Source organism: Actinoplanes sp. NPDC048796 (assembly GCF_040650035.1).
In the GTDB taxonomy this organism is placed as follows: Bacteria; Actinomycetota; Actinomycetes; order Mycobacteriales; family Micromonosporaceae; genus Actinoplanes.
This window is the reverse complement of record NZ_JBEZGO010000002.1, coordinates 514,125-537,128: the sequence shown is the minus strand read 5'-3', so window position 1 is coordinate 537,128 and position 23,004 is coordinate 514,125. Positions and strand designations below refer to the sequence as shown.

Annotated in this window: 23 protein-coding genes and 1 pseudogene; 19 read left to right on the top strand and 5 right to left on the bottom strand. The window is 68.4% G+C overall.

Features of this window, described 5'->3' with window-relative positions; genetic code table 11:
- Positions 1-13 precede the first annotated feature (13 nt).
- The 8 genes and pseudogenes from ppk2 to AB0C26_RS10735 all read left to right on the top strand — a co-directional run bounded on the left by ppk2 (position 14) and on the right by AB0C26_RS10735 (position 7,011).
- Positions 14-979 (top strand): polyphosphate kinase 2, encoded by a 966-nt coding sequence (gene ppk2, locus AB0C26_RS10770; protein ID WP_360245041.1) that lies wholly within the window; start codon positions 14-16, stop codon positions 977-979.
- Positions 980-1,257: 278 nt separating this feature from the next.
- Entirely contained in the window at positions 1,258-2,172 is a 915-nt protein-coding gene (locus AB0C26_RS10765) for a ribonuclease Z (RefSeq protein WP_360246510.1), read from the top strand.
- Positions 2,169-2,696 carry a GNAT family N-acetyltransferase gene (locus tag AB0C26_RS10760; RefSeq protein WP_360245038.1) on the top strand — a complete coding sequence of 176 codons (528 nt, stop codon included), beginning with the start codon at positions 2,169-2,171 and terminating at the stop codon, positions 2,694-2,696. Before AB0C26_RS10765 ends, AB0C26_RS10760 begins: the two co-directional genes overlap by 4 nt.
- Before the next feature lie 178 nt (positions 2,697-2,874).
- Entirely contained in the window at positions 2,875-3,351 is a 477-nt protein-coding gene (locus tag AB0C26_RS10755) for a hypothetical protein (protein WP_360245035.1), read from the top strand.
- 706 nt (positions 3,352-4,057) lie between these two features.
- Positions 4,058-4,714 (top strand): SLATT domain-containing protein, encoded by a 657-nt coding sequence (locus AB0C26_RS10750; protein WP_360246508.1) that lies wholly within the window; start codon positions 4,058-4,060, stop codon positions 4,712-4,714.
- Between the two features lie 216 nt (positions 4,715-4,930).
- Entirely contained in the window at positions 4,931-6,427 is a 1,497-nt protein-coding gene (locus tag AB0C26_RS10745) for a reverse transcriptase domain-containing protein (protein WP_360245032.1), read from the top strand.
- 181 nt (positions 6,428-6,608) lie between these two features.
- Positions 6,609-6,752, top strand: a pseudogene (locus AB0C26_RS10740) (hypothetical protein); the annotation flags it as partial.
- A 46-nt stretch (positions 6,753-6,798) separates the two neighbouring features.
- A complete protein-coding gene (locus AB0C26_RS10735; RefSeq protein WP_360246562.1) occupies positions 6,799-7,011 on the top strand; it encodes a hypothetical protein in 213 nt (70 codons plus the stop codon).
- Between the two features lie 184 nt (positions 7,012-7,195).
- On the opposite strand, the gene msrA is transcribed toward AB0C26_RS10735, so the two are convergent.
- Positions 7,196-7,855, bottom strand: coding sequence for a peptide-methionine (S)-S-oxide reductase MsrA (gene msrA, locus AB0C26_RS10730; RefSeq protein ID WP_360245029.1), 660 nt, complete (start codon positions 7,853-7,855; stop codon positions 7,196-7,198).
- A gap of 36 nt (positions 7,856-7,891) precedes the next feature.
- On the bottom strand, positions 7,892-8,305 hold the full coding sequence (locus AB0C26_RS10725; RefSeq protein ID WP_360245026.1) for an HIT family protein: 414 nt from the start codon (positions 8,303-8,305) through the stop codon (positions 7,892-7,894).
- Positions 8,306-8,329: 24 nt separating this feature from the next.
- On the opposite strand from AB0C26_RS10725, the gene AB0C26_RS10720 reads away from it, so the two are divergent.
- From AB0C26_RS10720 to ilvA, 3 genes are read left to right on the top strand one after another with little or no spacing between them, the layout of a single operon-like run.
- Positions 8,330-9,481 (top strand): cystathionine gamma-synthase, encoded by a 1,152-nt coding sequence (locus tag AB0C26_RS10720; protein WP_360245023.1) that lies wholly within the window; start codon positions 8,330-8,332, stop codon positions 9,479-9,481.
- A 25-nt stretch (positions 9,482-9,506) separates the two neighbouring features.
- On the top strand, positions 9,507-10,865 hold the full coding sequence (locus AB0C26_RS10715; RefSeq protein ID WP_360245020.1) for an amidase family protein: 1,359 nt from the start codon (positions 9,507-9,509) through the stop codon (positions 10,863-10,865).
- A gap of 20 nt (positions 10,866-10,885) precedes the next feature.
- Entirely contained in the window at positions 10,886-12,136 is a 1,251-nt protein-coding gene (gene ilvA / locus AB0C26_RS10710) for a threonine ammonia-lyase (RefSeq protein ID WP_360245017.1), read from the top strand.
- Positions 12,137-12,179: 43 nt separating this feature from the next.
- On the opposite strand, the gene greA is transcribed toward ilvA, so the two are convergent.
- Together greA and AB0C26_RS10700 are read right to left on the bottom strand one after the other, a co-directional pair.
- Positions 12,180-12,674, bottom strand: coding sequence for a transcription elongation factor GreA (gene greA, locus AB0C26_RS10705; RefSeq protein ID WP_360245014.1), 495 nt, complete (start codon positions 12,672-12,674; stop codon positions 12,180-12,182).
- Positions 12,675-12,801: 127 nt separating this feature from the next.
- Positions 12,802-13,218: a DUF4307 domain-containing protein gene (locus AB0C26_RS10700; RefSeq protein ID WP_360245011.1), complete on the bottom strand. Its 417-nt coding sequence runs from the start codon at positions 13,216-13,218 to the stop codon at positions 12,802-12,804.
- A gap of 110 nt (positions 13,219-13,328) precedes the next feature.
- Between AB0C26_RS10700 and mca the strand changes: the two genes are divergently transcribed.
- From mca to AB0C26_RS10660, 8 genes are all read left to right on the top strand, one after another.
- Complete coding sequence (gene mca / locus AB0C26_RS10695; protein ID WP_360245008.1) at positions 13,329-14,210, top strand: mycothiol conjugate amidase Mca; 882 nt, start codon at positions 13,329-13,331, stop codon at positions 14,208-14,210.
- Between the two features lie 12 nt (positions 14,211-14,222).
- Positions 14,223-14,576: a hypothetical protein gene (locus AB0C26_RS10690; RefSeq protein WP_360245005.1), complete on the top strand. Its 354-nt coding sequence runs from the start codon at positions 14,223-14,225 to the stop codon at positions 14,574-14,576.
- A 249-nt stretch (positions 14,577-14,825) separates the two neighbouring features.
- The gene (locus AB0C26_RS10685; protein ID WP_360245002.1) at positions 14,826-17,360 is read left to right on the top strand and encodes a bifunctional diguanylate cyclase/phosphodiesterase; all 2,535 of its coding nucleotides are present in this window, start codon (positions 14,826-14,828) and stop codon (positions 17,358-17,360) included.
- A 46-nt stretch (positions 17,361-17,406) separates the two neighbouring features.
- Complete coding sequence (locus AB0C26_RS10680; protein ID WP_360244999.1) at positions 17,407-19,401, top strand: thioredoxin domain-containing protein; 1,995 nt, start codon at positions 17,407-17,409, stop codon at positions 19,399-19,401.
- A 28-nt stretch (positions 19,402-19,429) separates the two neighbouring features.
- On the top strand, positions 19,430-20,569 hold the full coding sequence (locus tag AB0C26_RS10675; RefSeq protein ID WP_360244996.1) for a 5-(carboxyamino)imidazole ribonucleotide synthase: 1,140 nt from the start codon (positions 19,430-19,432) through the stop codon (positions 20,567-20,569).
- Positions 20,569-21,066 carry a 5-(carboxyamino)imidazole ribonucleotide mutase gene (gene purE / locus AB0C26_RS10670; RefSeq protein ID WP_360244993.1) on the top strand — a complete coding sequence of 166 codons (498 nt, stop codon included), beginning with the start codon at positions 20,569-20,571 and terminating at the stop codon, positions 21,064-21,066. Before AB0C26_RS10675 ends, purE begins: the two co-directional genes overlap by 1 nt.
- Before the next feature lie 43 nt (positions 21,067-21,109).
- Positions 21,110-21,538 (top strand): glutaredoxin domain-containing protein, encoded by a 429-nt coding sequence (locus tag AB0C26_RS10665; protein ID WP_360244990.1) that lies wholly within the window; start codon positions 21,110-21,112, stop codon positions 21,536-21,538.
- 191 nt (positions 21,539-21,729) lie between these two features.
- Positions 21,730-22,149: a nitroreductase family deazaflavin-dependent oxidoreductase gene (locus tag AB0C26_RS10660; protein WP_360244987.1), complete on the top strand. Its 420-nt coding sequence runs from the start codon at positions 21,730-21,732 to the stop codon at positions 22,147-22,149.
- A gap of 81 nt (positions 22,150-22,230) precedes the next feature.
- On the opposite strand, the gene AB0C26_RS10655 is transcribed toward AB0C26_RS10660, so the two are convergent.
- Positions 22,231-22,782, bottom strand: coding sequence for a thymidine kinase (locus AB0C26_RS10655; RefSeq protein ID WP_360244984.1), 552 nt, complete (start codon positions 22,780-22,782; stop codon positions 22,231-22,233).
- Between the last annotated feature and the right edge of the window lie 222 nt (positions 22,783-23,004).

Here is a 23,004-nt window from a genome sequence, read left to right as displayed (position 1 = left end):
TCACTGGGTATGTATGACGGTCATGCAGGCGGAGGCGGAGTTCGAAGAGATCCAGGAGCAGGTCAGCGAGCCGTACGACGGTTCGATCGCCGAGCTCGACGGCTACCGGGTGGCGGACGACGATGACGACGACCCGGTGCTGCTCAATGCCGACGGCACGCCGGTCGACACCTGGCGCGAGGACTATCCGTACGACGAACGGATGTCCCGCCAGGAGTACGACCACCAGAAGCGCCTGCTCCAGATCGAGCTGCTGAAGCTGCAGAACTGGTGCAAGTCGTCCGGCGAGCGTCTGGTGATCCTCTTCGAGGGGCGGGACGCCGCCGGCAAGGGCGGCACGATCAAGCGCTTCATGGAGCACCTGAACCCGCGCGGCGCCTCGGTGGTCGCTCTCGAGAAGCCGAACGAGCGCGAGAGCAACCAGTGGTACTACCAGCGCTACATCAAGCACCTGCCGTCCGCCGGCGAGATCGTGCTGTTCGACCGGTCCTGGTACAACCGGGCCGGCGTGGAGCGGGTCATGGGCTTCTGCACCCGGGCCGAGTACCTCGAGTTCATGCGGCAGACCCCCGAGCTGGAGCGGATGTTCGTCCGCTCCGGCATCCACCTGGTCAAGTTCTGGTTCTCGGTCACCCAGCGCGAGCAGCGCACACGGTTCGCCATCCGCCAGGTCGATCCGGTACGCCAGTGGAAGCTCTCCCCGAACGACCTGGCCTCCCTGGACAAGTGGGGCGACTACACCGAGGCGAAGGAGGCGATGTTCTTCTACACCGACACCGCCGACGCCCCGTGGACCGTGGTCAAGAGCAACGACAAGAAGCGGGCCCGGCTCGAGGCGATGCGCCACGTGCTCAACCGGTTCGACTACGAGAACAAGGACGCCGAGGTCGTCGGCACCCCCGATCCGCTGATCGTGGGCCCGGCCTCGCTTGCGGTGGAAGGAACCGAAATGTCCCCGCGGGTATTCCCTCGTCTGTAGTGATTCAAAAAGCATTGGCGAAGGGCCCCTCGGCTGGTTAACGTGGCCGTACACGTGAAGGGAGGTGGTCCGAAGTTGTATAGCAACGGGACTCGTGAGGTGGCTGTCCGCTAGCCGCTGTCCTCGACAGCTTCGTTTGTAGTACGTCGAGACCGTGTGGCAGCGGTGCGGCGAATATCAGACAGCCACCCGACCCCTGGGGATCCGGCCTTGTCCGACCGGACCACGTACTTCGTGCGTGGAAGTCCCCAGGGGTCGCTTCATTTCCGGGGATGAACATGCGCGAGCTGGTGATCCTGGGTAGCGCGAGTCAGGTGCCGACCCGCCACCGCAACCACAACGGCTACCTGCTGCGCTGGGACGACGAGGTGATCCTCTTCGACCCGGGCGAGGGCACCCAGCGCCAGATGCTGTTCGCCGGCCTCGCGGTGACCCCCATCCGGCGCATCTGCATCACCCACTTCCACGGCGACCACAGCCTCGGCCTGCCCGGCATCCTCCAGCGGATCTCGCTCGACAAGGTGCAACACCCGGTGACGGTCCACTACCCGGGCGCCGGCCAGGAGTTCTACGACCGCCTGCGGCACGCCACCAGCTACTGGGACAACGCGGAGATCGTCGCTTCGCCGATCGAGGGCGCGAGCTTCTCGGCGGAGACCCCGGCGGGGCGCCTCACGGCGCTGCCACTGCGGCATTCACTTCCCACGTACGGGTACCGACTCGACGAACCACCGGTCCGGCGCATGATTCCCGAGCGGCTGGCCGAGCACGGCCTGGCCGGACCGGCGGTGGGCGCGCTGCAACGCGACGGCCGGTTCGGCGACGTGACGCTGGACCAGGTCAGCGTCGAGCGCCCCGGGCAGAGCTTCGCCTTCATCATGGACACCGGGCTCACCGACACCGTCTACCGGCTCGCCGAGGGCGTCGACCTGCTGGTCATCGAGTCCACGTTCCTCACCGAGGACGCCGAGATGGCGGCCATGGTCGGCCACCTGACGGCGGCCCAGGCGGCGTCGGTGGCGCGCGAGTCCGGCGTACGCAAACTGGTCTTGACCCATTTCTCCCAGCGCTACGCCGACCCGCAACGCTTCCTCGACGAGGCCGCGGCCGAGTTCCCGGGCGAGATCGTGATCGCGGAGGACCTGATGCGCGTCCCCGTGCCCGCGCGGCGCCCCGCTACGGTCGAGAAATGAGCCTGTCCCTCCGTACAGCCGAGGAATTTGATTTGCACGCGGTGGGAGCGCTGCACCAGCGGTCGCGGGTCGCCGCCTACGCCCACATCCTGCCCGCGGAGGTCCTGGCCGCGAGGTCGGAGGAGGGCTTCGGCGAGTGGTGGGCCGAACGCTGGAAGTGGGAACGCGACACCCACGAGATGACGGTGGCCCTCGTCGACGGCGAGATCGCCGGTTTCACGTACGTGGGCCCGAGCGAGACCCCTTCCTCGGCGGAGCTGTACGCGATCCACGTGGCTCCCGACCTGGTCGGTACGGGCGTGGGCCGAGCCTTGATGGTCAACGCCCTCGACCAGCTACACGCGCTGGGCACCCCACGGGCCGTGCTCTGGGTCCTGGAGGACAACACTGTGGCCCGCCGCTTCTACGAGCGGGGCGGCTGGACCCCCGACGGCGAAACCCGCGTCGAGCCCGTCAACGACACCCCGGTCCGCCAGCTGCGCTACGCGTTGACCCTCACCCCCGACTTAGTTAGGCTACCCTAACTAGGGACCTTGAGCCGTCCCGAAGTACTTCGGCGCGCCCAGTCTTGCCGGGCCGGGCGCGCCGAGGATCAAACCTTCGACGGATATGCCACGACTGGCGTCCGGCTCGGGACCTCCCCCGAATGACGCCGGCCGCACACCCCTTGCACCAACTTCTGAAAAAGTTCAGAATTGACGGGTGGACGTCAAGGAAGTGCAGTGGAGCGAGCTCCAGCGTGACCCCAAGAGTGTCGCCGCGCTGGCTGACGCGGGTGATGTGCGGGTTCGCCGGCGCGACGGAGCGGATCTCCTGCTGACGCGCGAAGACCGGATGGCGGCCTCTGGTGAGGGGGCGATCGCGACCGTACGTGCCCTGCGGAACCTTCTCGCCCACGTTTCTCCGGAGACGGCCGCGGAAGCCCTGAGTGACGAGTTCCCGTGGCTCAGCCTCCTGCCGCCGGACGCCGTCCCACAGTTCGTCGTCGAGTTCACCAAGGCGGCGCGGATCTCCGCGGATCTGGGACAGTGGTCGGTGCTCGCCGACGTGCTTCGTGGCTGGAAAGCGACGGCCATGGTCTACACCGATCCCGACCTCCTGCGCCAGTTGAGCGGCCCAGTCGACGACGATCTCGGCGCCGTTCCTGCCCCGGTGGAGGACGACGGCGATGAGCGCTAAGCGCGGTGATCGCGTGGCACCGCCGGGGAAGCCGGGAGGTTGGGAGGCTCGCTTCGCCACCTCCGAGGCGGCCAAGGGCTGGGAAAGCCTCTGCCAGACAGCCAGATCCAATACATGGGAGGCGTGGGTAGTCCTGACCGAGCGACCTACCGCGCCGGTGAACCCGGCACGGCAGCATCGACTCTACGGACCTCTCGCCCACCGGGAGGTCGGCGGCAGATCTCTGGAGCAGTGGCAATACGAGGTGACAGCAGGCGGCCGGATCTGGTACTGCCCTGACCCGGAGCGCCGCATCATCTGGGTTGTCGCCGCCGGTCCGGCCCATCCGAAAGCGACCGACTGACCCGGCAGTGCGGGCCACGCCGGGCCGAGCGAGTCATGCAGTTCGGACGAGGCTGTCGATATGTACCCCACGACATGCCACACCGGCCTCGCCCACTGTCTGTGACGATGGCTCTCCTTCAATGCAGCTTTACTGAGTGCGCCGTTAGGGCAGAACCGTTGGCGTCTCGACGATTTGCTACATCAATATTGCCTCCTCAGCCATCTGCTGGAGTGTCACCTACGCCTCCATGCAAGTCGGCCTACGCTGCATGCTCATCTACTGCCGCTGAGTAATCAACCGGGTGGGACGTAGCTCGGTGTGTAAAGCTGCACCATTGATCAAGCCTTCGCGTAAAGTGGTAAGGTGATTCGGCTAGGCGCCATGATTCGGGCGTACCGCGCTAGATTAAGCAATAACCAATTATCGGGGGAGGGTATGAGTAATACTGGCGCCTGGGATAAACGTCTAACCCAGTTAGAGGATCGAGTCTATAAAACCTATAAAGCTCGACTGGAGGCGTGCAAACGTCTTGAGGCTAGATCGCGAGCGATAAATGGTCTCGTCGTGGCACTATCGCTTTCAAGCCTGATCGCGGCCAGCGGTATGATCGCGGATAAGGAAATTTACGGTCCTCATGGCGATGTACTTTGGTTATATATAGCAATTTTGACTTTTGCTGGTTCGCTTACATCGTCATCCATGGGCTATGCTGCTAGAAGTCGCAACATGTTTCAAAATTATCGTAAGGTTCAAAGTCTATCCGTCCGGGTGGAAAGCGCTAAAAGCGACCCTTCGCAGTTTACGAAAGAAAACTTCGAGAGGTTAAGTTCCGAGTATAACGATTTGCTCGATGAAAGCGAGAACCACACCACCGCTGACTTCTTACGGGCGCGATCGCAGTTTGCGCCAGCAACTAAGCCCAAAAGGTCCGAGCGCCTGCACGTTCTCGCGTCCGGCGCTCTCACCTTGATGCCATGGCTCGCGGTTCTTGCCCCCGTGGCACTTGTGGTGCCAGCCGTTAAATCTTTCTGGCCCTAATCCTGTACAAACCCTCGACGTCTGGGCGCTCCTCCGCTATGCTCTTGTGCATCGTTCAAGAGAACGTAGGCTTTGACCCGGAGCTGGGCGGCGCAACCGCCCCTTCGATCATTGGTGAACGCCACCTATGATCTGCATGCGAATGCAACTCTTTCAGGGTTCGATCAGCCGCACAGGACCCGCTTTGAGCGGGTCCTGTTTTTTTAGGGGGAAGCCGTGGAGGATTTCGCAACCACCATGACTCGTATAGCTCAAGCGCGTATTCGTCGCTTCGAGCGTGCTGCCAAGCGACACTACGATGAGATGGAGCGCGAATCGCGCCGAGCGAACACGGTAACGTCAAAAATTTTTTACTCTAAGCCCAAGTCGTGGTCGTTCAGGAAAGACTTCAATCCTTTTATTGTGAGATCCCGTGCAGATGTTTATGCACACGGGATTGGGCAATCTTTGAAAAATAAGACGTATACGGTAGGCGCCCCTTACATTTTCGACGTTACAAAACCGCAAGGCGGTTCCCGAAGGATTACATCCTTCGGTATACCCGACGAAGCATTATCCAAGCGTACGTACAGGTCGCTAATGAGTAAGAATATGGGCGCATTAAGTGGTAGATCCTACGCCTACAGGGCAGACATCAATGTATTCGATGCCATTACGTATATCTCAAGTGAGTGGCGGGATCATCCTCGCCTTTTTGTAGCAGAGTATGACCTAAAAGATTACTTTGGATCGGTAGACCACCGGTACTTGTTTCGGCAGATGGAGATGCTGAATCTGCGAATGACCCCGCGTGAACGGTTAATAGTGGAGGCGTTTCTGCAGGCGCCTAATACGGGCCTCTCAAATGGTTTCCCCCAGGGGACCTCTATTAGCCTATTCTTGTCAGGCATTGCGCTGTCGCCGCTGGACCGATCCCTTGAACGGCTTAATGTAGGATTCGCCAGGTTTTCCGACGACATCTTGCTTTGGGGTGCTGACTATGCGGCAGTGAGAGCCGGGGTGGACATGCTCTTCGAGTGGTCAAACGAATCTGGAGTTGGCATCAGTAAGTCCAAAAGCCGCGGGCTGCAAATCCTTTCTCCAGCGGGAGGGATCGGCGGGTCGGAAATTCGGGACGTCGATTCGGTCGAGTTTTTAAGTCATAAGATCTCATTGAGAAGTGTAGGGCTTGCAAGTCGGCCCGAACAGCAAATTCGGCGGCGATCTTCGGTGCTGATCTATGCGAATCTATTAAGACATCCGCTCGCTAAGACGCAAGATTTGAGACGACTGGCTAATGGGGTGGATCGCGACTATATAACTTTGCTTTCGCAGTTACGGCGTCTTTTGTATGGTGGCCTGAGCGAACATCAGGTTATCAGGTTTTCTCGTTCAGGATATGTGCCGATTACCCATCTTACAGGATTCGTTGCTCGGCACCCTGTCGTAACTGAAGAAGACAACTGGCGCGATCTAGATAAATGGCTTCGTCGGCAGATTTGGCTCGCTCTGAGGCGTCGCGCTTCACTTCTCCGGAAGGATGGTTACGCTGGATCGTGTATCCCTTGGGGTGTTCCCGTGCATATGCTTAGTAAACAATCTTATCGCTCCAAGCGAACGTCATTCCTTTTAAACATGACGGTTCCGAGTGCGACGCGGATGGCACGTGTGGTTCGTAGGGCGACGGGACTGCATGGAACGCGGGTTACGGAACGACCGCGTGGAATTTATTAGTGGCAACCAAGTTGGTATAGCCGCATAGGCGCGTTAGGGGTCCCCGCCTGGCCGGGGCCAACTGATAGCGCGCACATGCCGCTCGTAGCGGCATGTGCCATCTGTGGGTCGTGGTTGCAGTCGTCGCACGGGTTCGTTGCGTCGAAGAGGTACTGCTGGAGGTGGTGGTACCGTGCGTTAGGTGACTATTGATGGCCCTAGATTATTGCTCGTGATTTCGTACGCGCGGATCAGTAGCGACGGCGAGCGCGATGAGGATGGTGTCACCAATCAGCACCAGGCCAATCGGCGGACAGCGCGACGCCTCGGCTGGGCGGTAGTCGCCGAGGTCACCCACAACGACCAGTCGGCCAGCAAGGCGGGCGTGACTCGTGAGGCCTTTCGAGGCGATGCTCAAGACTGTTGCGGTCGGCCACCTCGGCGACGGTACAAAGATGCGCGGCGTCGTGGTGCTCAACGAGGACCGCTTGGCCCGGCGAGCTGGTAACAATGAGCGGTTCGTGGAAGCGCTGACTGCGGACGACGGCCGGGTATTCACCGACGAGCGCACCCCCGCCGTCCGCCGTCCGCCGCTTCAGGCGTAGCCGAGCAGAGCACCGCCTGGACCGCCAAGCCTTCGCGCGCACCTTACGGTGGGCGTGCAGCGGCGGCCCCGACGGCGGCCCACTCCCGGAGGGGGGGTCGAAGGCCGACGGGCTGGCTGGCAGAAACGAACTGAGCCCGCATCCGCTGAGGCGAGCGCGAGCCTAGACGTTCAGAGCGAGAAGATCAGTTGGTGCGGGCCACGCCGACCGGGCAGGTCATGCCGTTGGGGCCGTGGTTGCAGTAGCCGTATGGGTTCTTCGCGTCGGAGAGGTACTGCTGGTGGTAGTCCTCGGCGTAGAAGTAGCTGCCCAAGGGGCGGATCTCCGTGGTGATCTGGCCGTGGCGGGCGGCGGTCACGATCGGCTGGAAGGCCTCCAGGGAAGCCTTCGCCGTCGCGGCCTGGGCGTCCGTCGTGGTGTAGATCGTGGAGCGGTACTGGGTGCCGACGTCGTTGCCCTGGCGCATGCCCTGGGTGGGGTCGTGGTTCTCCCAGAAGGCCTTCAGCAGGTCCTCGTACTGGATTCTGCTCGGGTCGTAGACGACCTGGACCACCTCGGCGTGGCCGGTGGAGCCGGAGCAGACCTCTTCGTACGTGGGGTTGCTGGTGAAGCCGCCGGCGTAGCCGACCGACGTCGAGTGGACGCCGGGCAGGCGCCAGAAGATGCGCTCGGCGCCCCAGAAACAGCCCATGCCGAAGACGGCTACCTCATAGCCGGCCGGCCAGGGGCCCTTCAGTGGGGTGCCCAGCACGACGTGGGTGTCGGCGACCGGCATTTCGAAAGTGCGGCCGGGCAGGGCCTTGTCGGGGGTCACCAGCTCGGGCTTGCGGAACCGTAGGAACACGGTCACTCCCTTCATCCGCTGGGTGCAACACCGGGGTCAGTCCAGTTGTTTCGCGATCAGGGCGGCGTACGAGGTGGCCTCCTCGTCGCTGTCGTAGCGGTGCCGCGGCCAGAAGAAGCCGCGCAGCCCGTCGCCTTTCGTCCGGGGGACGACGTGGAAGTGCAGATGCGCCACGGATTGCGACACCACGTTGTTGTTCGCCACAAATGTCCCCTGGGCATCGAGCGCGGGAGGTACCGCCGCCGCGACCCGCTGAACGAGTCCGAAAAATCCGGGCAAAAGGTCGAGGGGGAGCGAAGGAAGCGTGACGACGTGGGTGCGGGGGACGATCAACACGTGGCCCTTGAAGACGGGGCGCGTATCGAGGAAACCAACTCCATCAGGGGAATCCACGACCTTGAAAGCGGGCACCGTCCCCGCCACGATGCCACAGAACACACAGTCGGCCACCAGCTGAGACTAGCCTTGCGCAGCATGACGGCTAACCACTACGGGTTCGACACCCTCGCCATCCACGCCGGCCAGGATCCGGATCCCCGGACCGGCGCGGTGGTGCCTCCGATCTATCAGACGAGCACGTACGCCCAGGACGCCGTCGGCGCGCCGCGGCTCGGCTACGAGTACAGCCGCTCCAGCAACCCGACGCGTGACGCGCTCCAGGAATGCCTCGCCGCGATCGAGGGCGGCCGCCGCGGCCTGGCCTTCGCCAGCGGGCTGTCGGCCGAGGACACGCTGCTCCGCACGGTGTGCCGGCCGGGTGACCATGTGGTGATCCCCGACGACGCGTACGGCGGGACCTTCCGTCTTTTCTCCAAGGTCCTGGAGAACTGGGGTCTCGATTGGACCGCCGTGCCGCTCGAGGACCTCGACGCCGTGCGCGCCGCCTTCCGGCCCGGCCACACCAAGCTGATCTGGGCCGAGACGCCGACCAACCCGCTGCTCAACGTGGCCGATATCGCCGCGCTGGGCGGGCTCGCCCACGAGTACGACGCCCTGCTCGTCGTCGACAACACCTTCGCCTCGCCGTACCTGCAGCAGCCGATCGCGCTCGGCGCCGACGTCGTCGTCCACTCGACCACCAAATATCTGGGCGGCCACTCCGATGTGGTCGGTGGCGCGCTGATCACGGCCACCGACGACCTCGGTGACCAGCTCGCCTTCCACCAGAACGCGATGGGCGGCGTCAACGGCCCCTTCGACGCGTGGCTGACCCTGCGCGGGATCAAGACCTTGGGTGTACGGATGGAGCGGCACTGCGACAACGCGGAACGCATCGTGGGATTCCTGCGGGAGCACCGGGCCGTCGCGAGCGTTCTCTACCCGGGCCTGGAGGATCACCCCGGGCACGAGGTCGCGGCCAAGCAGATGCGGCGCTTCGGCGGCATGGTGTCGTTCCGCGCGGCCGGCGGCCCCGAGCAGGCGATCGCGATCTGCAACCGGACGAAGCTCTTCGTGCTCGCCGAGTCACTGGGCGGGGTCGAGTCGCTGATCGAGCACCCGGGTCAGATGACACACCTGTCGGCTGCGGGCTCCGCGCTTGAAGTCCCCGCCGATCTCGTGCGACTGTCTGTCGGCATCGAGACCGTTGACGATCTGCTCGCCGATCTCGAGCAGGCATTGGGCTGATATACCGCTGATTTATGGAGTAACTATGACGGACGGGACGACCTGGGCCGGCGCCACCGCGAAGCAGATCGCCCGCGCGGTGCGGCGCGGTGACGTGACAGCCACCCAGGTCGTCGCCGACCACCTCGAACAGATCGCCATCACCGACCCGTCGCTCGACGCGTTCCGCGTGGTCCGCGGGGGAGAGGCGATCACCGAGGCCGAGAAGGTCGACGACCAGGAGGACCTGGCCAACCTTCCGCTGGCCGGCGTGCCGGTCGCGGTCAAGGAGAACACCGCGGTGGCCGGGCTTCCGGTCTGGTCGGGCTCGGCGGCGGTGCGCTCGGCTGTCGCCGAGGAGGACCACGAGGTCGTACGGCGGTTGCGCGGCGCCGGAGCGGTGGTGGTGGGCGTGACCCGGATGCCCGAGATGGGCCTCTGGGCGGTCACCGACGACGCCGAGGGCGCCACCCGCAACCCTTGGGACCTGGACCGTACGCCCGGTGGCTCGTCCGGCGGGTCGGCCGCCGCGGTGGCCGCGGGCCTGGTGCCGATCGCGCACGGCAACGACGGGCTCGGCTCGATCCGCATCCCGGCCGCCTGCTGCGGCCTGGTCGGCCTCAAGCCCGGCCGCGGCGTGGTCCCGGCCGAGCTGGGCGTCGACAACTGGTTCGGCCTGGTCGAGAACGGCGTGCTCACCACCACGGTGGGCGACGCCGCGGTGGGCTTCTCGGTGCTGGCCGGCCGCGACCCGGTCCGGCTGGTCGAGCCGTCCCGGCTGCGGATCGGCGTGTCCACCCGCTCGCCGGTGGCCGGCATCCGCCTCGACGAGCCGAACGCGGACGCCGTCACCGCCGCCTCCAAGCTGCTCGTGAAGGCCGGGCACGACACGCTCACGGCCAACCCGAGCTACCCGCAGTCGCTCGGCGTCGGCACGCTGGCCACCTGGTTCGCCTCGGCCTACGTCGAGTCGCGCGACTACGACCTGGCCCGGCTCCAGCCGCGCACCCGGCGCCACATCAAGCTCGGCAAGTGGGCCATGCGCAGCGGCCTGGTGCGCCAGTCGCAGCGCGACGCCTTCCGCGAGCGCTCGATCGGCTTCTTCGCCGACCGGGGAATCGACCTGCTGCTCACCCCGGCCCTGGCCACCGCGCCGCCGCCGGCCGAGGGGCACGCGAACGGGTCGTGGCGGGCCAACATGAGCGCGAGCATGCGGTACGCCCCGTACGCCGCGCCCTGGAACGTCGCCGGCCTACCGGCGATCGTGGTCCCGGTCGGCGTGCGCCCCGACGGCCTGCCCGTCGCCGTGCAGCTGGTCGGCCCGCCCGACTCCGAGACGCTGCTGCTGGCCGTCGCCGGTCAGTTCGAAGTGATGAACCCCTGGCGCCGTCACGCTTTCGGATGATCAGTGGCACGATTCAGTCCATGCCTGGTGCCACCCCGCCGCTCGATCTGCTGACCCTCGCCGACATCCAAGCGGCCCGCAGCCTGCTGAAAGGGGTGGTCAAGACCACCCCGCTGATCGAGTCCCGCCCGCTCACCGAGATCACCGGCACCGACGCCTGGCTCAAGTGTGAGAACCAGCAGCGCGCCGGGTCGTACAAGGTGCGCGGCGCCTACACCCGGATCAGCCGCCTCTCGGACGCCGAGCGGTCCCGGGGCGTCGTCGCGGCCAGCGCCGGCAACCACGCACAGGGTGTCGCGCTCGCGGCCGAACTGCTGGGCGCCCGGGCCACAGTCTTCATGCCGGAGGGGGCGCCGCTGCCCAAGGTCACGGCGACCAAGGGGTACGGCGCGGCGATCGAGTACGCGGGCACGAGCGTCGACGATTCGCTGGTGGCGGCGCAGCTGTTCGCCGAGCGGACCGGCGCCGTGCTGATCCACCCGTTCGACCACCCGGACGTCATCGCCGGTCAGGGCACAGTCGGCCTGGAGATCCTCGACCAGCTGCCGGCGGCCACCACGATCATCACGGCCGTCGGCGGCGGCGGGCTCATCTCGGGCATCGCGGTCGCGGCCAAGGCCCTGCGGCCGGACGTCCGGGTCGTCGGCGTGCAGGCGGCCGGCGCCGCCGCCTATCCGCCCTCGCTCGCCGCGGGCTCGCCGCAGAAGCTGGCCCAGGGCGTCACGATCGCCGACGGCATCTGCGTGCTGCGGCCCGGCGACCTGAACTTCGCGCACGTCAGCAAGCTGGTCGACGAGGTCGTCACGGTCAGCGACGAGGACCTGTCGGCGGCGCTGCTGGTGCTGCTGGAGCGGCACAAAATGGTGGTCGAACCGGCCGGGGGAGCGGCCTTCGCGGCGCTGCTGACCGGCGCCTACGTCCCGCCGGCGGACGGGCCGGTGGTGGCCGTGCTCTCCGGCGGCAACATCGACCCGATGCTGCTCCTGCGGGTGATCGAGCACGGGCTGGCCTCGGCCGGGCGCTTCCTGCGCCTCGCGGTGCGCTGCGACGACCGGCCGGGTGAACTGGCCCGGCTGCTCGGCCGCATCGCCGAGCTGCGGGCGAACGTGGTCGAGGTCGGGCACTCGCGGCAGAGCCCGCGGCTCGGGTTCGGCCAGGTCGAGGTGGCGCTGTCGGTCGAGACCCGCGGGCCGGACCACTCGGACGCCCTGATCAGCACGCTGCGCGACAGCGGTTACCGGGTCTCGCTCCTGGCCGACGCGACCCCGTGAACGGAAACGGGCCCGCCTTTCGGCGGGCCCGAACAAATCTCGGTCAGCCCTCGAACGGGCCGAACTTGACCACCGTGACCTTGATGTCGGCGCCGCTGGGGGCCGTGTAGGTGACGGTCTGGCCCTCGCCGGCGCCGAGGATCGCCTTGCCGAGCGCCGACTCCGGGCTGTACACGGTGAGGTCGGTGGTCGAGGAGATCTCGCGCGAGCCCAGCAGGAAGGTCTCGGTGTCGCTCTGGTCGTCGTCGAAGTAGATCGTGACGACCGAGCCCGGCCCGACGTTGTCGGCCGCCGACGCCTCGCCGACCTCGGCGGTGCGCAGGAACTCCTTCAAGTAGAGGATCCGGCCCTCCTGGCGGCTCTGCTCCTCGCGGGCGGCGTGGTAGCCGCCGTTCTCCCGCAGGTCACCCTCCTCGCGGCGCGCGTTGATCTCGGCCGCGACCTCGGGCCGGGCGGCGATCAGCTCGTCAAGCTCGGACTGCAGCCGGTCGTAAGCGTCCTGAGAAAGCCAAGTCTTGGGCGCCTCTGAACTGGACACGGTTGATCTCCTTGCATGGAAGGGCGGGCACTAACAAGATCGCTCCGTACAAAGAACATTGACGGAGCGAATCACCAAGCTTACCAGCGGTACGCACGGGGCCAGAATGGCGCGAGGCGCCCGGGCCTCAGGCGGGGTCACACCCCAGGACGTCGCCGACGGAGCCGCGGGCGGTGGTGGTCACCGTCTCCTTGGCGTCGATGGCCGTCTCGCCGGGCTCGGGTCTCACCACGACCGTACGGCGGCCGACCTCGAATCCGTCGTAGTCGCGGGCCCGCAGCGTGCAGCTCGCCGCTCCGCCGGCCGGGACCCGCACCTTGAACTCGATGACCATCTCTTTGTCGGTCGGCTCCGACCACCCGACGATCTGCGCGTCGTAGTCGGTCTGGCCGAACCGCTGGTAGAGCTTCAGCGAGAGGACCAGCGACGCCGCGAGGACCACCACGAGAACGAGGATGGGCAGCACCAACCGGCGGCGGCCGGACCGGCGCCGTCCGTATCGGCCCGGCGGGAAGACCGGGGCTGTGGTGCGCGTCTCGCTCACCTGACGACCTCTCATGCGTTTGTTGTCGGTGGGATCCGCCAGAATGGCAGGGTCCATCTTCGCAGCCGACACCGGCCCGCGCGACGCGGGTCAGGTCCGAGGAGATTTCAGTGGCTGAGCAGTTGCGTCTCATGGCGGTGCACGCGCACCCCGACGACGAGTCCAGCAAGGGTGCCGCGACCATGGCGAAATACGTCGCCGAGGGTGTCCAGGTGCTGGTCGCGACGTGTACGGGTGGCGAGCGCGGGAGCGTGCTCAACCCGAAGATGGACCGGCCCGAGGTGCTGGCCGACATCACCAACATCCGCCGGGCCGAGATGGATCGCGCCCGCGAGATCCTCGGCGTCGAGCAGGCCTGGCTCGGCTTCGTCGACTCGGGCCTGCCCGAGGGCGACCCGCTGCCGCCGCTGCCCGAGGGCTGCTTCGGCCTGCAAGATCCGGAGACCGCCGCGATCCCGCTGATCAAGCTGATCCGCGAGTTCCGGCCGCACGTCATGACGACGTACGACGAGAACGGCGGCTACCCGCACCCCGACCACATCATGTGCCACAAGATCTCGGTGGTGGCCTTCGAGGCGGCCGGCGACCCGGAGAAGTACCCGGAGCTGGGCGAGCCGTGGCAGCCGCTGAAGCTGTACTACAACTCGGGCTGGACCCGGGCCCGCATGCTCGCGCTGCACGAGGGCATGATCGCGGCGGGGCTCGAGTCGCCGTACACCGAATGGCTCGAGAAGAGCGCCGACCGCGAGGACCGCGGCGACAAGATCACCACTCGGGTCGAGGTCGGCGAGTACTTCGAGATCCGCGACGAGGCGCTGCGGGCCCACGCCACCCAGGTCGACCCGGACGGTTTCTGGTTCAAGATCCCGCTGGAGCTCCAGCAGAAGGTGTGGCCGACCGAGGACTTCGAGTTGGCCCGCTCGCTGGTCGACAGCCCGATTCCCGAGTCCGACCTCTTCGCGGGGGTTCGCGAGCGCGTCGAGACGCACTAGTAGTCTCGTCCCATGGGCACTTTTGCCGTCAACAACTTCGGAGACACCCGCTCGGGCGGCCTGGCCGGCCCGATGGGTCTCTTCATCATCGTGCTGCTGTCCATAGCAACTGTTTTGCTGATCCGCAATATGAACAAGCGCGTGCGTCGGCTTCCCGACAGTTTTCCGGACGTAAGGCAGACACAGCGTGAGGCCGAGATCGCTCGGCTGAATGCGGATCTCGAGCGTTCCGGCGACGGAACGGTGGCGGATCGTGTCGAAGCCGATCGATCGACGACGGTCGACCCGGGCGCGGACGGCGAGGTCAAAGCCGTTACTACTGAGCGTGACGGTGGATCGGCGGACGGCGATCCGCGCCGCGTTTGACCTAGTGGGAAGTGGTTCGATCTTCAGGGCGACGGGTACGGTCCGTATTGGTCAGACGTATGTGTAATACGGGCCGTTCGTCAAGCCTTGTTGTGTTCATCGGTATTGATTTAGCCTTCCGCCGGGGGCCTAGCCGCCCCTGATCCCTGCGCGGAAGGGGGCGCTGAAAATGACCATTCCCCGCCCGCAGATTTCTCCACTGCAGATGCACGTGCATCCGCCAGTGCTCCTGGTGAAGTGGGTTTCGCCGTGACCGCGCCGCCGGTCGCCCGGCGTTCCTGGATCGACGTCGCCGGGCTTGCCGGGCGTCCCCTCAGCGTGCGCGTTCTGACCGCCACGGTCGCCGCCGCGGCGCTCATCCTGGCCGTCCTCGGCGCGCTGCTGCCGGTCGACCGGCCGGCCGACCGCCCCCTCACCCCGCTGGCCGGCGCGGCGCTGGCCGCCGCCGTGGTCGCCGCGGGCCAGCTCGCCCGGCTGCGATTCCGGCTCGGCCGCGGCGTCGTCTCCGTCTCGTGGGGCGAGGCCGCCTTCATCATCGGCTTCGTCGTGGCCCCGCCCGGGTGGCTGCCCGCCGTGACCCTCGCCGGCGCGGTCGCCGCGTGGGCGCTGCTCGCCTGGTGGGAATCGCTGCGCAACGTGGCCGAGGTGGTTCATCTGGCCGCCTCGCTCAGCCTCGGCGCGGCCGGCGCCGCCGTCGTGGCCGGCGCGATCGCCGGCGGCGCGCCGGTGCTCGGCGCCCGCATGGTGACCGCCCTGGTCGCGGGCGCGCTCACCTACCTGGTCCTGACCTTCGGGCTGGCCACCCTGACGCTCGCCCTGCACCGCGACGCCCCGGCCGCCCAGATCCTGGTCCGCGCCTCGTACGCGAAGGTCCCGATGGTCGTCGGCAACGTGATCGTCGGCCTGGCCGCCGTGGTCGCGCTGGTCGAGAACCCGCTCTGGCTGCTCGCCTTCCCGCCGGCCCTGTGGCTGCTCCAGCGGACCTACCGGTTCCACCTGCGGGCCGAGGAGGAGCGCCGGCTGTGGGAGGCGTTCGCCGCGGCCACGGCCACCCTGCCCGGCGGCACCGAGATCGAGGTGGTCGAGGCCGGCCTGCGCGCCGCGCTCGACGTCTTCGGTGCCCGGCGGGTCGAGATCGAGGTGCGCGGCCGCGACGGCGAGCGCCGCTACGCCCAGGACGGCCCGGGCCAGGACAACGCGGTGGCCGGACTGCCCGGCCCGGCGATCACCCGGTCCATGGCGGTCGACGGCGACCTGGTCGGCGAGCTGACCGTCTGGCTCTCCGAGCCCACCCTGCCCGTCCCGCGCGACGAGTCGGCCATCTCGGCGTTCGGCGACGCGCTGGCCGGCGCCCTGCACGACGCCGCCGCCCGTGAGCGGGTGGCCGAGCTGAGCGGGCAGGTGGCGTACGAGACGCGTCACGACCGGCTGACCGGCCTGCTCGACCGTCCCACCCTGCTGGCCGAGGGCGACCAGCTGCTGCGCTCGTTCGACCGCCGGCGGCACGTGGCCCTGCTGCTGCTCGACATCAACGACTTCCGCGAGGTCAACGGCACCCTCGGCCATCGGCACGGCGACGAGCTGCTGCGCCTGGTGGCCGACCGGCTGACCGAGCTGACCCGCGACGGCGAGATGCTCGCCCGCACCGGCGACGACGAGTTCGCGCTGCTGGTGCCCCGGGTGGTCCCGCTGATCGACTCGTCCGCCCCGGCCGACGTGCCGCTGTCCGACTCGATGCCGCTGGCCCTGCGCCGCGCCCGCGAGCTGGTCGAGGAGCTGGGCCGCCCGATGGAGGTGTCCAGCGTCCGGCTCGCGGTCGAGGTGGCGGCCGGCGTCACGGTCGCCCCGGCCGGCCGGGCCGACGTGGCCGAGCTGGTGCGCCGCGCCTCGCTGGCCCTGCAGGAGGCGAAACGCCACGAGGTGACGGTCGCCGCCTTCGACGCCGCCCAGGACGCGGTCACCACCGACGGCCTGGCCCTGCTGGCCGAGCTGAAGGAGGCGCTGGCCGCCGACGACCAGATCGTGCTGCACCTGCAGCCCGCCGTCGACCTGATCACCGCCGCTCCCACCGGCGTCGAAGCGCTTGTCCGCTGGCAGCACCCCCGCCGCGGCCGGCTGTCGCCCGACGAGTTCATCGCCAAGGTCGAGCACACCGAGCTGCACACGGCGTTCACCCGCCGGGTCCTCGACCTGGCCCTGGACGCGGCCGGCCGGTGGCACGCGGCCGGCGTCGACGTGCCGGTCTCGGTGAACGTGCCCGCCCGCAGCCTGCTCGACCCGAGCTTTCCGGCCCAGGTCCGCGACGCCCTCCGGCGCCACCACGCCCCCGCCTCCCGCCTGGTCCTCGAGATCACCGAGTCGGTCGCGGTCAGCGAGGAGCGCATCGTCGACGACGTCCTGGCCGAGCTGCGCGGCGCCGGTGTCCAGCTCTCCCTGGACGATTTCGGCACCGGCTACTCGTCGCTGGCGATAGTCACCCGGGCTCCGGTCGACGAAATCAAGATCGACCGCTCCTTCGTCGACGACATGATCGAGTCGCCCGCCGCCGGCGCCGTGGTCCGGGGCGCCGTCGAGCTCGGCGCCCGCCTGGGTGTCCGGGTGGTGGCCGAGGGCGTCGAGACGACCGAGCAGCGGGCCGCCCTGATCGAGCTGGGCTGCCCCACGGCCCAGGGCTACCACTTCTGCCGGCCCATGCCGGCCGACCGCATCGTCCAGTCCCTCACCCAGTTGAGCGAGGCCGCACCGGCCAACATCCGCCCGTTGCGCGCCGACGACGCCTCCTGACCGCGCTCCGGCGGCGAGGCCGAGCGGGGCGTGAGAGGCTGGTGGCATGGCCAACCGCCTCGCCGACGCGACCTCGCCCTATCTGCTCCAGCACAAGGACAATCCGGTTGACTGGTGGCAATGGGGGGACGAGGCGTTCGCCGAGGCCAAGCGCCGCGATGTGCCGGTCCTGATCTCGGTCGGCTACGCGGCCTGCCACTGGTGCCACGTGATGGCCCACGAGTCCTTCGAGGATGAGCAGATCGCCGCTCTGCTCAACGACGGCTTCGTGTCGATCAAGGTGGATCGCGAGGAGCGGCCCGACGTCGACGCCGTCTACATGACCGCCACGCAGGCCATGACCGGGCAGGGCGGCTGGCCCATGACCGTCTTCGCCACCCCCGAGGGGGAACCGTTCTTCTGCGGCACCTACTACCCCAAGAGCAACTTCGGTCGCCTGATCAGCTCGGTCACCAAGGCGTGGCAGGAGCAGCGCGACCAGGTGATCGAGCAGGGCGCCTCGGTGGTCAAGGCGATCGGCGGGGCCCAGCTGGTCGGCGGGCCGGTCGCGCCGATCTCGGCCGAACTGCTCGAGGCGGGCGCGCTGGGGCTGCTCAAGGAACAGGACGAGATCAACGGCGGCTTCGGCGGGGCGCCGAAGTTCCCGCCGCACATGGGGATGCTCTTCCTGCTGCGCCACCACCAGCGGACCGGGTCGGCCGAGGCGCTCGAGGTGGTCCGGCACGCGGCCGAGCGGATGGGGCGCGGTGGCATCTACGACCAGCTCGGCGGCGGGTTCGCGCGGTACGCGGTGGACGCCACCTGGACCGTGCCGCACTTCGAGAAGATGCTGTACGACAACGCGCTCCTGCTGCGGGCGTACACCCAGCTGTGGCGGCTCACCGGTGACGTCTACGCGCGGCGGATCGCCGACGAGACGGCCACCTTCCTGCTGCGCGACCTCGGCACGCCGCGGGGCGGGCTGGCGTCGGCGCTGGACGCGGACACCGACGGGGTCGAGGGGCTGACCTACGCGTGGACGCCGGCCCAGCTCACCGAAGTGCTCGGCGAACAGGACGGCGCGTGGGCGGCCGACCTGTTCAACGTGACCGAGGAGGGCACGTTCGAGCACGGCAGCAGCGTGCTGGTACTGGCCCGCGACATCGACGCGGCCGAGCCTGAGCTTGTCGAGCGCTGGACGGGCGTACGCCGCAAGCTCTATGAGGCCCGGCAGGGCCGTCCTCAGCCCGCCCGTGACGACAAGGTCGTCGCCTCCTGGAACGGGCTCGCGGTGACCGCGCTGGCCGAGCACGCCGTGCTGACCGGCGATCGCGCCTCGCACGACGCGGCCGTGGAGATCGCGACCGTGCTGGCCGAGCGGCACATCGTCGACGGCCGGCTGCGCCGGGTGTCCCGCGACGGCGTGGTGGGCGAGCCGGCCGGGGTGCTCGACGACTACGGCTGCGTGGCCGAGGCGTTCCTGGCCGTGCACCAGCTCACGGCCGAGGGGAAGTGGCTCGACGCGGCCCGGGAACTGCTCGACGTGGCGCTCGCCCGCTTCGCCACCGGCCAGGGCGGTTTCTACGACACCGCCGACGACGCCGAGAAGCTGGTCACCCGGCCGGCCGACCCGACCGACAACGCGACGCCCTCGGGGGTGTCGTCCATCGTCGCCGCGCTGGTGACGTACGCGGCCCTCAGCGGCGAGCCGGAGTACCGGGAGGCCGCGGACGCGGCGCTGGGCACGGTCGGGCCGCTGATCGGCGGGCATCCGCGGTTCGCCGGCTACTCGGCGGCGGTGGCCGAGGCGGCGCTCTCCGGGCCGTACGAGATCGCCATCGCCACCACCGACCCGGTGGGAGACCCGCTGGTCGCGGAGGCGCACCGCAGTGCCCCGGCCGGGGCCGTGGTGGTGGCCGGCGAGCCCGACCGGCCGGGTGTGCCGCTGCTGGCCGACCGCCCGCTCCTGGACGGCGTGCCCACGGCGTACGTCTGCAAGGGTTTCGTCTGTGAGCGGCCCGTCACCAGCCCGGCTGATCTGATTGCCCGCTTGCAGGCGTGAGCTGGGGCGTCGCTACGCTTGGCGTGCGATGGATACCCGAACCGGTCTGCCCGTAGTCGGCATGGTGGGCGGGGGCCAGCTGGCCCGGATGACCCACCAAGCCGCCATCTCCCTCGGCCAGTCACTGCGCGTGCTCAGTGAGTCGCCCGACGACAGTGCGGCGCTGGTCGCCGCCGACGTCCGGATCGGCACACACACCGATCTGGCCGCGTTGCGCGAGTTCGCCAAGGGGTGCGAGGCGCTCACCTTCGATCATGAGCATGTGCCGACGGCGCACATCGAGGCGCTGGAGGCCGAGGGGGTCAAGGTCTTCCCCGGCTCGAAGGCGCTCGTGTTCGCCCAGGACAAGGGCCTGATGCGGGACCGGCTCACCGGCCCGTTCACACCCCGCTGGCGCCGCGTCTCCGACACTTCTGACATCTCCGATTTCGCGGCGGAAGTCGGCTGGCCGATCATCGCCAAGGCGACCCGCGGCGGCTACGACGGCAAGGGCGTCTGGGTGCTCGACTCGGAAGCCGCCGCCGCCGAACTCGTGGCCACCGGCACGCCGCTGATCGTCGAGGAGAAGGTGCGGCTCAAGCGCGAGCTGGCCGCCCTGGTCGCGCGCTCGCCGTTCGGGCAGGTCGCGGCGTACCCGGTGGTGGAGACCGTCCAGAAGGACGGCATCTGCGTCGAGGTGCTGGCCCCCGCCCCCGGGCTCCCCGAGGACCTGGCGGTCAAGGCCCAGCAGCTCGCCATCGACCTGGCCAACGACCTCGGCGTGGTCGGCCTGCTCGCGGTCGAGCTGTTCGAGACCGACGAGGGCATCGTCGTCAACGAGCTGGCCATGCGCCCGCACAACTCCGGTCACTGGACCATCGAGGGCGCCCGCACGTCGCAGTTCGAGCAGCACCTGCGGGCCGTGCTCGACTACCCGATGGGCGAGACGTCGCTGACCGCCCCCGCCGTCGTGATGGCGAACGTCCTCGGCGGCGAGCCGGGCGGCATCTCCATCGACGAACGCCTGCACCATCTGTTCGCCGAGGACCCGGGGGCCCGCGTCCACCTGTACGGCAAACAGGTCCGGCCCGGCCGCAAGATCGGCCACGTCACGGTCCTGGGCGACGACATGACCTCGGTGCGGGCCCGCGCGGCCCGCGCCGCCCGCTGGCTTCAGGAAGGCAAGTAATGGCACCGCAGGTCGGCATCATCATGGGCAGCGACTCCGACTGGCCCACGATGGAGGCGGCGGCCCTGGCCCTGGCCGAGTTCGAGGTGCCGTTCGAGGTCGGCGTCGTCTCGGCGCACCGCACGGTCCGCAAAATGGTCGACTACGCCGAGTCGGCGGCCGACCGCGGCCTGCGCGCCATCATCGCCGGCGCCGGCGGCGCGGCCCACCTGCCCGGCATGGTCGCGGCCCTGACCCCGCTGCCGGTGATCGGCGTGCCGGTCCCGCTCAAACACCTCGACGGCATGGACTCCCTGCTCTCGATCGTCCAGATGCCGGCCGGCGTCCCCGTGGCCACCGTCTCGATCGGCGGCGCCCGCAACGCCGGCCTGCTCGCCATCCGCATCCTCGGCGCCGCCGACCCGGCCCTGCGCACCAAGATGGCCAACTTCCAGGCCGGCCTGGAGAAGCTGGTGGCCGAAAAGGACGCCGCCCTCCGCAGCCGGCTCCTCGGCTGAAGCCCGCCGGGTCGCCCGCCCGGCGCTGAGGTAGCGTCGCGGCATGGTGCGGAGGTGGCTTCCCTCGATCGTGGTCGTCGTGGCGGCCGTCTTCCTCGTCGGCGTGTGGCTCCGCGACGGCCGCGTCCTGACCGCCGTGCTGATGGGCGCCCTGCTGCTGGCCGGCGCCGTCGCGCTGTCGCCGCGCGGCTTCCCGGCCTCGGTCAGCGACGCCGCGGCCCGCGAGGCCAGCGCCCACGACGGACGCCCGATCGTCTATTGGCGTCCGGGATGCCCCTATTGCGCCCGGCTCCGCGTCTCCCTCGGCCGCCGCGCGTCCCAACTGCACTGGGTCGACATCTGGCAGGACCCGGCCGGCGCCGCCTCGGTCCGCGACATCACCGGCGGCGACGAAACGGTCCCGACCGTCGTCACCAGCGGTGACTCATTCGTCAACCCCTCGCCCGGGCTGGTGCGGCGACTCGCCCTCTGAAGAAGAGATACGGAATTGACGGAGAGCACCGCCGAGGGCACCGGGTCCGTCGTGGTCACCCTCCGCGCGCCGCCGCCGGGCTGTCCCGTCACTCGCGCTGAAAACCCCGCTTCACGCGCCGGCGCCGTGCACGGTCCCGAGGCCATCGTGAAGTTCGCCGGGGCGTGCGGCGGCGCGGGTAGGGTCGGCTCATGAGTTCTGCTATCGACCTGCATGGTGATCCGCACGTTGAGCGCTACCTCGCGACCAACGGCGAGGACGGGTTCCACTGGCGGAACGGGACCGAGATCCTGATCCTGTTCACGCGGGGCCGCAAGTCCGGGCACGAGCGTACCCACGCCCTGATCTTCCGCGAGCACGGCGGCGACTACCTGGTGGTCGCCTCAAAGGGCGGCACCGACGCGCCACCGGCCTGGTTCGTCAACCTCCAGGCCGACCCGCACGTCGAGGTCCAGATCAAGGGCGACCGTTTCCCCGCCCGCGCCCGCGTAGCCACCCCGGAGGAGAAGCCGGAGTTGTGGGCGAAGATGGCCGAGGTCTGGCCCGACTACAACGAGTACCAGAAGAAGACCGACCGCGAGATCCCCGTGGTCGTCCTCGAACGCGCCTGACTGTTGCCTGCCGGGGCAACCTCTGCCCCGGCCCGCTTCTCGGCGGGTGGCCGACCACAGTGGCCGGCACCGCGTCCTGGGTCAGGGCAGGACCACGCAGCGGCGGCAGCGGGCCTCGTAGGTGTAGGTGCCGTCGTCGGGGAGCGCGGTCGACGGGGCCAGCTCGCGGATCATCGGCTTGCCGTGCTCCAGGACCTGGGTGTGCGTGGCGCCCAGGGAACGGCAGACGTCGCATACGGCACGCCGGTAGATGACCTTCTCGGGGGCCAGTTCGAACAGCGCCCGGACCGGGGCGAACAGCTGCCCGCGGTGGTCAAGGTCGATGCCGGCGACGACGACCTTGATTCCCTGGCGTACGGCGGCGCCCAGCTCCGCGATGTCGTCGACCGTGAACATGTGGATCTCGTCGACGCCGATCACCTCGAAGCCGCCGCCGGCCGCGCCGGCCAGCGAACTCACCTTCACGGTCTGCAGGCTTCCGCCGGAGCGCGACGTCACGGCCGTGTCCCGCCCGTGCCGGGCCGACTGATAGACGCGGTGCGGGATGCCGGCGTGCTGCAACGGCGACAGCAGGCTGATCATCTCGAGCGACTTGCCGCCCTTCATCGGGCCGAGGATCACGGTCAAATCCATGCCGCAGACCGTGCCATGCCCCTCCGCCGCCCGCCATCGGCCCACCGCCCCGGAGACAACTGCCACACCGCTCCCGCCCGGCTGTCGCGCCGTTCCCGGTGGGTTGTCGCGCTGTTCCCGGTCGGCTGTCGCGCTGTTCCCGGTCGGCTGTCGCGCTGTTCCCGGTCGGCTGTCGCGCTGTTCCCGGTCGGCTGTCGCGCTGTTCCCGGTCGGCTGTCGCGC